Raw genomic sequence first — 11,637 nt, forward strand, 5'->3', positions numbered from 1 at the left:
ACTCAACTTTAGCTGCTATTAATGTTACATTATTGAATATTAGTTATTTAGGCTTTAGTTGGATTAATCAAAATAAAAATGAAAGAATTATTAAAACGATACGAAAACAAGAAACCAGAAATAGTTTTTAATTGGAAAGATTCCAAAACAGATGCAGAAGGATGGGTGGTGATAAACTCTTTAAGGGGAGGAGCAGCTGGTGGAGGAACCCGAATGAGAAAGGGGTTAGACATGAATGAGGTATTATCTTTAGCAAAAACCATGGAAATTAAGTTTACAGTTTCTGGACCTGCTATTGGAGGTGCCAAATCAGGAATAAACTTCGATCCTAATAGTCCAGATAAAAAAGGCGTGTTAGAACGTTGGTATGCGGCTGTGTCTCCTCTGTTAAAAAGTTATTATGGTACTGGGGGAGATTTAAATGTAGATGAAACCCATGAAGTTATACCAATCACAGAAGAAAGTGGTGTATGGCATCCGCAAGAAGGCGTTTTCAATGGCCATTTTAAACCCACTGAAGCCGATAAAATAAATAGAATAGGCCAATTAAGGCATGGGGTAATTAAAGTTCTGGAAAATTCGAAGTATTCTCCCAATATCTCAAAAAAATATACTGTTGCAGACATGATTACTGGTTTTGGTGTTGCGGAAGCAGTTAAGCATTATTATGACGTGTATGGAGGTAATGTTGAAGGGAAAAAAGCAGTAGTTCAAGGATTTGGAAATGTTGGCGCAGCGGCAGCTTTTTATTTATCTCAAATGGGAGCTAAGGTTGTAGGTATTATTGATATTGCAGGAGCAGTAATTAATGAAAATGGATTTTCTTTTGATGAGATAAGTCATTTTTTTCTAAATAAAAAGGGTAATACATTAGCAGCTGATAATTTAATTTCTTTTGAAGAGGCTAATAAACGTATTTGGGGCATTAAAACTGAGATTTTTGCACCATGTGCAGCTTCAAGATTAATTACTCAGGGGCAGATTGATGAAATGATTGATAGTGGTTTAGAAGTCATATCTTGTGGGGCTAATGTGCCTTTTGCTGATAAAGAAATTTTCTTTGGATCAATAATGGAACATACAGATTCTAAGGTTAGTTTAATTCCAGATTTTATTTCTAACTGTGGTATGGCAAGAGTGTTTGCTTACTTCATGGAAAGAAAGGTTAAAATGACCGATGAATCAATTTTTAACGATACATCTAATATAATAAGAGAAGCAATAGAGAAAGTACATGCAAAAAATAAATCTAAAACAGGTTTAAGTGCTACTGCTTTTGAGATTGCTTTACAACAATTAATTTAAACATAGACACAGACTAATTATGGAAGCAGCAATTATTTTAGTATTTATTATGGGCTATTTAGCCATTACTTTAGAACACAGTATAAAAATAGATAAATTAATTCCTGCTCTGGTAATGATGGCTATATGTTGGGCATGTATAGCGCTGGGTATAGATAGTTTTTCACAGTGGTTTGATTCTGGTAAACATGCACTTTTAGATAATTTTGGTCTGCTAGAACATGAGGAAAAGATGCATTTAATGGAAGAAACATTATTGCATCACCTAGGAAAAACTTCAGAAATTCTTGTATTCCTTCTTGGAGCAATGACCATAGTAGAAATCATAGACTACTTTGATGGGTTCTCCACAATTAAAGGATTTATAAAGACTAAAAAGAAAACCAAAATCCTATGGATATTTTCAATTTTAGCATTTATTCTATCTGCAATAATAGATAACTTAACAGCAACAATTGTTTTAATATCAATACTTCAAAAAATAGTTAAAGATAGAAATACAAGAATCTGGTTTGCTGGTTTAATTATCATTGCTGCAAATGCAGGTGGTGCTTGGTCTCCTATTGGTGATGTTACAACTACAATGCTTTGGATTGGAAATAAGGTGTCTACAGGAAAACTAATTATGTATCTATTAATACCGTCATTCCTATGTATGGCAGTACCGTCTTTCATTGCGACATTCTTACCTGCATTTAAAGGCGATTTAGATATTGAAGATACAGAAGAAAAGAAAAAATCTAAGTTTAGTTCTACTATGCTTTATTTAGGTTTAGGAGCTATAGTGTTTGTGCCAATTTTTAAGACTGCAACGCATTTACCACCTTATGTAGGTATGATGTTATCTTTAGGGATTGTGGCTACTTTTGCTGAAATTTATAGTAACTCTAAATTCAGTATGACTGAAGTAGATTCTGCTGAAAGTGATGCCCATGCGCACCATAGTCCAGTACACCATTCATTATCTAAAATTGAATTACCAAGTATATTATTCTTCTTAGGAATATTAATGGCCGTTGCAGCTATGGAATCTTTAGGTATTTTGTTTGGGGCTGCAGATTGGTTAAGAGCTGAAACTCCACAATTAGGTACGGAATTGGTTGAAGGCGGAGTTTCCGATTTAGTCGTGATGTTCTTAGGAATAGGTTCTGCTGTTATTGATAACGTGCCTTTAGTAGCTGCTAGTTTAGGTATGTTCTCTGAGCCTTTAGATCACCAATTATGGCACTTTATAGCATTTTCTGCTGGTACAGGAGGAAGTATGTTAATTATTGGTTCTGCCGCTGGTGTTGTAGCTATGGGTATGGAGAAAATTGACTTTTTCTGGTACTTACGTAAAATATCTTGGTTGGCCTTAGTTGGTTTTGTTGTAGGATCTATAGCGTTTATGGTAGTTAGATCTGTCGTTTAAATACATTTTTTTTAAGATTTATTTAATATGGTCTAATAATTGTTTGTTAGATTTTATCAAATTCTTTTTTTGTTATACTTTAACAAAAAAAAGAACGTTATACAGTTGCAATAAATCAATTATTTATGCTATTTAATTTACTTATTTTACAAAACAACACCCAAGAAACTGCCGAAGGTTTGGCAGATGGCGAAGCCGTAGAAAAGAGCCTTTCAATTATAGAATTAATTACAAGCGGAGGTACTGCAGGTCAAATTATTATTGGTATTCTATTTATACTTTTAGTTGCGGCCACTTATATCTATTTTGAAAGATTATTTGCAATAAAAGCCGCATCAAAAATAGATGCTAATTTTATGAATCAAATTAAGGATCATGTAAGTAATGGTAAAATTGATTCTGCTCAAATGCTTTGTGCTCAAGTTAATTCTCCAGTTTCTAGATTAATTGCAAAAGGTATTACACGAATAGGAAAGCCTTTGGCAGATATAAATACAGCTATAGAAAATGCTGGACGTTTAGAGATTTACGGTCTTGAAAAAAACGTTAGTATTTTAGCAACTATTTCTGGAGCTGCACCAATGATAGGATTCTTAGGAACTGTTGTTGGTATGATCTTAGCAATTTTTGAACTTGCCAATGCTGGTGGTTCAATACAAATGGATGTTTTAGCGGGTGGTTTATATACAGCAATGACTACCACAGTAGCTGGTTTAATTGTTGGTATTGTAGGGTATATAGCTTATAATCATTTGGTAGTTAAAACAGATAAAGTAGTTTATCAAATGGAAGCTAATTCGTTAGAGTTCTTGGATCACTTAAACGAGCCTATCTAATATGAACTTTAGAGGTAGAAATAAAGTTACACCAGAATTCAATATGTCTTCTATGACAGATATTGTATTCTTGTTGTTAATCTTTTTCATGATAGCTTCAACCTTAGTTTCGGCTGAAGCCATAGACCTATTACTTCCAAAATCTTCAAGTAAAACCACTCAGGTAAAGAATGTTTCGGTAAGTGTAAATAAGAAGCACCAATACTTTGTAGATATGAAAATGGTAGCCAAGAGCCAGTTAGAGTCGGCTATTCTAAAGGCTATGGAAGGAAGTAGTACATCTTCAATCACAATAAGGTCAGATCAAGACGTTGAAATGAAACATGTGGTTTACATTATGGATATTGCGAATAGAAATAGAATAAAATCTACGTTGGCGGTTAAGTCTAGCAAATAGTTAGATGATCAGTTTCATTAAGATATATTGTAGTGAGGTACTTTAAAACAAAACATGAGATTAATTCGGCGAAAATTACAACGCTTATTACGATAATTTTGCTGTTGCTTATGTTTGTTGTAAAGGGATGCGAAGATAAACAGCCAGAGGAATACGGTGTTGCCGTTAACTTTGGAACATCTAACTACGGTAGAGGTAATGTGCAACCCAAAGAACCTGTAAAATCAGAACCAAATAAAATAGATAGGCCATCTCAACCAGATGTTTCGGAACCTGAGCCTACAAAAGCTTCGGAGGTAAAAGAAGAAGTATTAACACAAGAGAGTGAAGAGGCCATAGCTATCAGAAAGCAAAAAGAAGCCGAGGCCAAGGCAAAAGCAATTGCAGAAGCCAAAGCAAAGGCCGAAGCAGAAAGAATAGCTAAAGAAAAGAGAGAAAAAGAAGAGAAAAAGAGGAAGCTAGATGCTTTAATTGGTGGTGTTAGTAAATCGGATGGTAAAGAAACAGGAGGAGAGGGCAACGACGATAGGTCTGGAGATAAAGGGCAGTTAAACGGAGATCCGTATGCGCCTAGCTATTTTGGAGCTCCTGGGTCTGGAAGCGGAGGCGTTGGCTACGGATTAAACGGGCGAGGGAAAGCGTCATATAGAACCATGAAACAAGATTGTAATGAATCAGGAATGGTTATCGTTAGAATTGTTGTAAATAGGAGTGGTAATGTAATAGAAGCGGTTCCTGGGGTTAAAGGAACGACCAACAATGCTCAATGTTTGTTAGAGCCTGCAAAAAAGATAGCATTATCTCATAAATGGAGACCAGATTCTAAAGCCCCTGCAAAACAGATTGGTTTTGTTAAGGTAAACTTCAAATTAGGGCAATAATAATGACTTATTTAGATACTGTTAATTGGATGTTTAAACAACTCCCAATGTACCAGCGTGAAGGTAAATCTGCCTACAAAGCAGATTTAAGTAATACGCATTTATTGGTGGAGCATTTAAAAAATCCGCATAGAGATTTTAAATCTTTACATGTTGCTGGAACTAATGGTAAAGGTTCTACCAGCCATATGTTAGCTTCTGTTTTACAAGAAGCTGGTTACAAAGTAGGGCTCTATACCTCACCACACCTAAAGGATTTTAGAGAACGCATTAAAATTAACGGAAAGGTAGTCAGTAAACAGTTTGTTATAGGTTTTATAAAGCGAAATAAACTTTTCTTTGAGGAGAACCAGCTGTCCTTTTTTGAAATGACTGTAGGTATGGCGTTTGAGTACTTTTCAAAGAAAAAGGTGGATATTGCAGTGATTGAAGTTGGTTTGGGAGGTAGATTAGATTCAACCAACGTAATAACACCAGAAGTATCTGTAATTACCAACATAGGATTAGATCATACCAAGTTTTTAGGGAATACTTTAGAAAAAATTGCTGGAGAAAAAGGAGGTATTATTAAGCCCAGAATTCCTGTGGTCATTGGAGAGACTCAAAAAGAAACGGAAAAGGTTTTTAGACATCTTGCAAAACAGAATGATTCTAAGATTGTATTTGCCGATAAAGTTGTTGAAACAGGCTTGCAAAGCGATTTAAAAGGAGGTTATCAATTTAAAAATATAAAAACTGCGCTTCAGGCAATTGAAGAATTAAAACTTAAAGGCTTTAAGATTTCTGATAGCAATGTTGAAAAAGGATTATTACATGTTGTTAATAATACTGGGCTTTTAGGACGTTGGCAGATTTTGAGACAACATCCAAAGGTGGTTTGTGATACTGGACATAACAAAGAAGGCTTAACTTATGTTATGGAGCAGTTATTAAAAGAAGGTTTTGACAATCTACATATAGTTTTGGGAGTAGTTAACGACAAAGATTTGGACTCAATAATAGACTTATTTCCAAAAAAGGCAGTTTATTATTTCTGTAATGCAAAAATTTCTAGAGCATTACCTGCCGAGGCGCTAAAAGCCTATTTTGAGGGGCATAATTTAAAAGGGGATGTATACAATTCTGTAAATGAAGCCTATAAAGCCGCTTTAGATAATTCATCGGTAAACGATTTTGTTTTTATAGGCGGTAGTACTTTTGTAGTTGCAGAAATAATTTAAAATTTTTTTAAAAAAGTTTTTGCAGAATTAAAAACTAGGTTATATTTGCACCCGCAATCACACATAACGATTGTATAACATTAGGGCGCGTAGCTCAGTTGGTTCAGAGCACTTGGTTTACACCCAAGGGGTCAGGGGTTCGAATCCCTTCGCGCCCACCAAAAAAAAGTCTGCTTTTAAGCAGACTTTTTTTATGCTATTATAATTCCCAATTTAGTCTTAAGTATAAGATGATTTTCAAATTTACATGGCGTAAACTAAAATAGCTCCTAACCTAAACGTTTGAGAGAAGTTTTGTTTAGGCTTGGAGCTAATTGAACAACAATTCAAAAGCTTTAATTTAAACGGTTATAGGTTGTATAGTTGAGGAAAGGGCTTTAATTACCAGAACTCTATAACAATTTTGCCGCCAGAAGATATAAGCGATGTATTTAATGGAGTACTTTCGCAAAGTTTGGCTAAAAGAATGATCTGTTGTTTAACTAATGGTTCATTGGTAGAAATGGTTAAGTCATTAATTTCTGCGTTAGAATCATTTTTGAAAATGCTAGCTATATTCTTTTCTATTTTATTTCGATGTTTATTTTTCCGTTTCATTTTTCGTTTTCAATAAGTTTTTTTTTAACCGATTTGAGAGTGTTTTGTGCTCTTTTGCTATTTCTATAATTGAATTAAAAATTAGAATGTTTTTTATAAGACCAGCTTTAGTGTTTCTTATAGTTTGAGAATCAACAATAACACCTTCCTGCTCAAGTTTTTTAATGACTTTGTTGGTGTATTCTTTGGGTAGGTGATTTATTAATAAATCTTTTAGAGCCTCTTGGGCAGAGGAACGACTTATATCATATAATGCATACAATTTGTTTAAATTTGTCATAACTTGTTTAAATTTGTGTTATTTGAGTAAACTTACAGCACGAGTGAATTTACACACAAATATATAAATAATTAAATAAAAATTAAAAAATATACTTATTTGTGTATTATAAATGTTTTTTGTATGACTTTTGAGGAGAAACTAAGGCAATTAATAAAAACCAAGTATAGTAAATTGTCAGATTTAGCGGTGAAGTTTGATATGAACTACAGTCAACTTTCTCAATATGTAAATGGAAAAAAAATATCAATAGACTTTTTAACCAAAATTATTAAAGAATTCCCAGAAGCCGATCTTAACTGGCTTTTAAGAGATGATGATGCTATGGTTAAAGAGAATCCTGAGGAGTATAAGGCTATTTTAAATAACGAACAAATTATTGAAAAAATAGAGGGTTTACTTCAAGAGCTTAAGGAGAAATTGCCTAGTTAACCTGTTTATTCATAAGGTTTTGTCTATTTTGAATGGTTTTGAATTAAGGCATGTCAAATACCTATAACATTCTTTTCATTAACTTTAGGTAGAATTGTTGGCACATGTTACTTAGGGATATTAAAAATACATATCAAGATATTTTTGAATCTTATGATAATCCTTCTCTAGAAGATCATATTCAAAAAATTATAGAACTTGACGCCTTTTGGCCTTATAACTCTACATTCTTTTGTGTTACAAATACAAAAGATTTGTCTTTTGAATATGTGAGTAAAAATATGAGCTCTTGCTTAGGGTTAGACAGAGCTGCTTTTTTTAAAGGAGGAATGAAGCAGTTTTGGGAAAGAATCCACCCAGATGATGTAGAACCATGGCTAAATGCGCTTAATGATTTAATGAAGTTTACTTTAGACGCTATACCGAAAGAAGAGCGCAAGCAAATGAGTTATACCTGGAACTATAGGTTTAAAAATGCAGATAATAATTATGTGAATATTATTCAAAATACAACACCACTAACCCTAGATTCTAGTTTAAAACCAATTATAGGTTTAGCACATTATACCGTCTTAGAGTCACAAATTAAGTTAGATATTACCGCCACGGCTAAATTGTTAAATGATAAGAGTGAATATGAAACAAAGTATTTCAATAATTTTTCTCAAAAACTTTTAACCGATGGCATAAGTAATAGAGAGCGAGATATTATAAGGCTACTCTTGTTAAAAAAATCGAGTAAAGAGATTGCGGAAAGACTCAATATAAGCTCTCATACGGTAGATACTCATAGACGTAATATTCTTAAAAAGTTAAAGTTAACTTCAACAGGAGAGCTTGTAGCGCTTTTAAAAAGCAGTAATAATACACTTATTTAACCCTATAATACTCAAATTGAGTATTGTTTTATTTAATCTATTTAACGAAATTTACTTTGCTATTAATTTAGTTCTTAGGGAGAACGAATAAAAGTGTTGTGACAATTTGATTTTAAAATTGGAGCAACACTTTTTTATTATTCTAACGTACGTTCTAAAGCCATTCCTCTGGAGCCTTTAATTAATATAGTAGCATCCTTAATCTGAGATAAGTCAAAGCTTGCTTTGAAATCTTCAAATAGTTGATATTTCGATAAATTAGATGAGTTTGGAGTGGTATTAAAGAAGTTTTCTCCAACTATTATGAGCTTATCAATATTAAGGGAAATAGCCAAATCTGTAATGTAATTATGTTCGTATTCAGCCTCTTTGCCTAATTCGAACATGTCTCCCATAATTGCAATTTTGTAACCGGATTGTTTTTCTAAATTTAATAAAGCAGCTTTCATGCTTGTTGGGTTTGCATTGTAAGCATCTAAAATTATCTTATTACTATCCCTTTTTATTATTTGAGACCTGTTATTGGTGGGTATATAGGTTGCAATGGCGTTCTTTATAGCCTTATCATCAACTTTAAAGTAAGTGCCAACAGTTATGGCAACGGCTATGTTATTGTAGTTGTACGCTCCAATAAGATGGCTTTCTATAGTTACATTGTTATAGTTAACTTTTACATTGGGAAGCGCACTTATTAAAGAGGTGTGGACTACGGAGTCTTCGTTTCCAAAGCTATACGTTTTGGCATGCTTTGTTTTCTCTATTTGTATTGGGTCATTAGCGTTTACAAATACAGTTTTATTATTGGAGATGAGGTAATCATACATTTCACTCTTGCCTTTAATGACCCCTTCAACACCGCCAAAGCCTTCTAAATGTGCTTTTCCAAAATTAGTTATGTACCCATAATCCGGTTTCGCAATGTTGCATAGAAATTCAATTTCTTTCTGGTGGTTAGCCCCCATTTCAACAATTCCAATTTCTGTTTTAGAAGTCATTGATAATAATGTTAATGGAACTCCTATATGATTGTTAAGGTTGCCAACGGTTGCTGTGGTGCTGTATTTTTGAGATAATACGGTGTTTATAAGTTCTTTGGTAGTGGTTTTTCCATTACTTCCAGTTAGCGCAATTACGGGAATACTCAAGAATGATCTGTGGTAGGAAGCTAACTCTTGAAGGCTTTCTAAGACATTATCTACTTTAATGATTTGGGAGCTGTTTGCAGTATCAATGTCTTCATCAATAATTGCGTATTTGGCGCCTTTTTCAATAGCTTGTATTGCGTATGTATTACCGTTAAAGTTTTCGCCTTTTAAGGCAAAAAACATATCATTTTCTTCAATTTTTCTGGTATCTGTGTTGGCTTTTTTACACTCTAGAAAAAGCTTGTGTAGTTGTTCTGTCTTCAAATTTAGAAATTAAAATAATGAAAAATTAAAAGTAAAAAAAAAGTCCTAACTATTAATAGTTAGGACTTTTTTAATCTTTATGAAACTAATAAACTCTAGTTCTTGGTTTTGTTTTTTACTTTAGATTTAGATCCAACACGAGACATTGCACATCTAAAACCGATGTAGTCTGTAGCCATATCTTGAGGGAAATAACGTCTTTGAGCAGGGTCTAACCAGTACTCTCTATCTTTCCAAGATCCACCTTTGTAAACTCTTACTTCATCGTTTATTAAAGATGTTCTGTTGTTGTCCTTATCGTATTCTCTAACAATGTTTCCATCTTCATCTCTGGTGATAGTATGCTTTGGAGAGTTATACATTTTTCTTGTATCAGAATTTTTCTTTTCTCCATCAACATCTTCATCATTAAAACTCTCATAGTAACGAGAAGAACGCTTGTCTCCATCTCTAAAGTTTATTTCATTACTTCTGTCAAAGTTTGTACGTAGATAAGTTTCGTTCTCGTCAATTGGAACCTGTACAATTTCACCTGGTAAGTCTCTAGCAATAACTTTACCATTTGGAAGTGTATCATATTTAATATCATCTATAGTTACAACTTTAACTGTTCCATCTTCATTAATAGCATTTTTAGTATAAACATTACCACGATAGTAGTTAAAGTCATTAAACTCATCATCAACTATAGGTCTATAAACGTCTGCTACCCACTCGGCAACATTTCCTGCCATGTCATACAGTCCAAAATCATTAGGAGCATAAGATTTTACAGCATTTGTAATATCTGCACCATCATCAGACCATCCAGCAATTCCACCGTAATCACCTTTTCCTTGCTTAAAGTTAGCCAATTGATCACCACGGTATTTTCTACTTCCATTACGTGTATATTGACCATCCCAAGGATATTTTTTTCTACCTCTGTATAGATTGTAGCTTCTTAATTCGCTTAAACCTAAAGCTGCATATTCCCACTCAGTTTCTGTTGGAAGTCTGTATTTAGGAGAAATTAAACCAGTTTCTCTAGTAGCGTATATACCAGTTTCATTCCCGTCTGCATCGGTTTGAACATTTCTTCTACTTCTGCCATCTCCATTAATAACTTCTTCGTTTCCACCGTAAGTCAACGTAGGTGCGTTAATATAAGTGTCTGTATTAAATGTAGATTCTGAATTTACATCGGTTACCTTAGCATCACGCTTTAAGTATCCAGCTCTTTCTAAATTATACTCATTTACACGGTCAGATCTCCAGTTAGCAAACTCAACAGCCTGAATCCAGCTTACACCAACAACAGGGTATTCTCCATAACCTGGGTGACGTAAGTAGTTCTCAGTCATAACCTCGTTAAATCCTAATCTGTTTCTCCAAACTAAAGTATCTGGTAAGGCGCCATGATATATAGCTCTAAAGTTTTCTTCAGAAGGTGGGTAAACTCTTTTAATCCAATCAAGGTATTCCATATACATGGCATTTGTTACCTCTGTTTCATCCATGTAGAATGACTGAACATGTTGTTGTGTTGGACTGTTATTCCAATCATGCATTACGTCATCCTGAACACGACCTTTGGTAAATGTTCCTCCTTCAATAAAAACTAAACCTGGGGCAGTTTCTTGTTCTCTAAAGTTGGTGTTGTATTGAAAACCACCTTCTCTAGAATTAATTTGCCATCCAGTAGCTCTTGAGGTGTTCTTTGAACTCGAAGATTTTTTACATCCAGTTGTAACTACCGTTAAGGCAAGAACTAATAGAATCTTGAATGCTACTACTTTTTTCATATACATAAGTTTAAGTAAGCTAATAATATTTTGGTGCTGCAATATAAGAATTAAACCTAATAACGCAAGCTGTTTTTTGCATTTTAACCAAAAAAATGTGTATTTCACCCTTTTTTTGATGCTTTTTATCGATGTTTTTCACCGTTTTAGCCATTGTTTCGCCTTATAATAACGTGTGGTTAACTAATTTATTATTGTATTTTTGTT

General features: G+C 33.6%; 12 protein-coding genes and 1 tRNA gene. 9 read left to right on the plus strand and 4 right to left on the minus strand.

Features of this window, described 5'->3' with window-relative positions; all coding sequences use genetic code 11:
• Nucleotides 1–78 precede the first annotated feature (78 nt).
• The 7 genes from FUA24_RS16135 to FUA24_RS16165 all read left to right on the plus strand — a co-directional run bounded on the left by FUA24_RS16135 (nt 79) and on the right by FUA24_RS16165 (nt 6,211).
• Nucleotides 79–1,305, plus strand: coding sequence for a Glu/Leu/Phe/Val dehydrogenase dimerization domain-containing protein (locus FUA24_RS16135; RefSeq protein ID WP_148544077.1), 1,227 nt, complete (start codon nt 79–81; stop codon nt 1,303–1,305).
• A 19-nt stretch (nt 1,306–1,324) separates the two neighbouring features.
• Entirely contained in the window at nt 1,325–2,716 is a 1,392-nt protein-coding gene (gene nhaD, locus FUA24_RS16140) for a sodium:proton antiporter NhaD (RefSeq protein ID WP_148544078.1), read from the plus strand.
• A gap of 125 nt (nt 2,717–2,841) precedes the next feature.
• Nucleotides 2,842–3,552, plus strand: a complete 711-nt coding sequence (locus FUA24_RS16145; protein WP_148544079.1) for a MotA/TolQ/ExbB proton channel family protein — start codon at nt 2,842–2,844, stop codon at nt 3,550–3,552.
• Between the two features lies 1 nt (nt 3,553).
• The gene (locus FUA24_RS16150; protein ID WP_148544080.1) at nt 3,554–3,949 is read left to right on the plus strand and encodes an ExbD/TolR family protein; all 396 of its coding nucleotides are present in this window, start codon (nt 3,554–3,556) and stop codon (nt 3,947–3,949) included.
• 32 nt (nt 3,950–3,981) lie between these two features.
• Nucleotides 3,982–4,830 (plus strand): energy transducer TonB, encoded by an 849-nt coding sequence (locus FUA24_RS16155; RefSeq protein WP_148544081.1) that lies wholly within the window; start codon nt 3,982–3,984, stop codon nt 4,828–4,830.
• Nucleotides 4,831–4,832: 2 nt separating this feature from the next.
• Nucleotides 4,833–6,050, plus strand: coding sequence for a bifunctional folylpolyglutamate synthase/dihydrofolate synthase (locus FUA24_RS16160; RefSeq protein ID WP_148544082.1), 1,218 nt, complete (start codon nt 4,833–4,835; stop codon nt 6,048–6,050).
• Between the two features lie 83 nt (nt 6,051–6,133).
• Nucleotides 6,134–6,211, plus strand: a tRNA-Val gene (locus tag FUA24_RS16165).
• Nucleotides 6,212–6,431: 220 nt separating this feature from the next.
• Here FUA24_RS16165 and FUA24_RS16170 read toward each other — a convergent pair.
• Nucleotides 6,432–6,647, minus strand: a complete 216-nt coding sequence (locus FUA24_RS16170; RefSeq protein ID WP_148544083.1) for a hypothetical protein — start codon at nt 6,645–6,647, stop codon at nt 6,432–6,434.
• The gene (locus FUA24_RS16175; RefSeq protein WP_148544084.1) at nt 6,631–6,927 is read right to left on the minus strand and encodes a hypothetical protein; all 297 of its coding nucleotides are present in this window, start codon (nt 6,925–6,927) and stop codon (nt 6,631–6,633) included. The genes FUA24_RS16170 and FUA24_RS16175 overlap by 17 nt, the downstream gene beginning before the upstream one ends.
• Before the next feature lie 123 nt (nt 6,928–7,050).
• On the opposite strand from FUA24_RS16175, the gene FUA24_RS16180 reads away from it, so the two are divergent.
• A complete protein-coding gene (locus tag FUA24_RS16180) occupies nt 7,051–7,359 on the plus strand; it encodes a helix-turn-helix domain-containing protein (protein ID WP_148544085.1) in 309 nt (102 codons plus the stop codon).
• Between the two features lie 104 nt (nt 7,360–7,463).
• A complete protein-coding gene (locus tag FUA24_RS16185; RefSeq protein WP_148544086.1) occupies nt 7,464–8,237 on the plus strand; it encodes a LuxR C-terminal-related transcriptional regulator in 774 nt (257 codons plus the stop codon).
• A gap of 137 nt (nt 8,238–8,374) precedes the next feature.
• On the opposite strand, the gene FUA24_RS16190 is transcribed toward FUA24_RS16185, so the two are convergent.
• Both FUA24_RS16190 and gldJ read right to left on the minus strand, forming a co-directional pair.
• Nucleotides 8,375–9,646, minus strand: a complete 1,272-nt coding sequence (locus FUA24_RS16190; protein ID WP_148544087.1) for a UDP-N-acetylmuramoyl-tripeptide--D-alanyl-D-alanine ligase — start codon at nt 9,644–9,646, stop codon at nt 8,375–8,377.
• Nucleotides 9,647–9,741: 95 nt separating this feature from the next.
• Nucleotides 9,742–11,436 (minus strand): gliding motility lipoprotein GldJ, encoded by a 1,695-nt coding sequence (gldJ, locus tag FUA24_RS16195; protein WP_187388304.1) that lies wholly within the window; start codon nt 11,434–11,436, stop codon nt 9,742–9,744.
• Between the last annotated feature and the right edge of the window lie 201 nt (nt 11,437–11,637).

Source organism: Seonamhaeicola marinus, assembly GCF_008085455.1.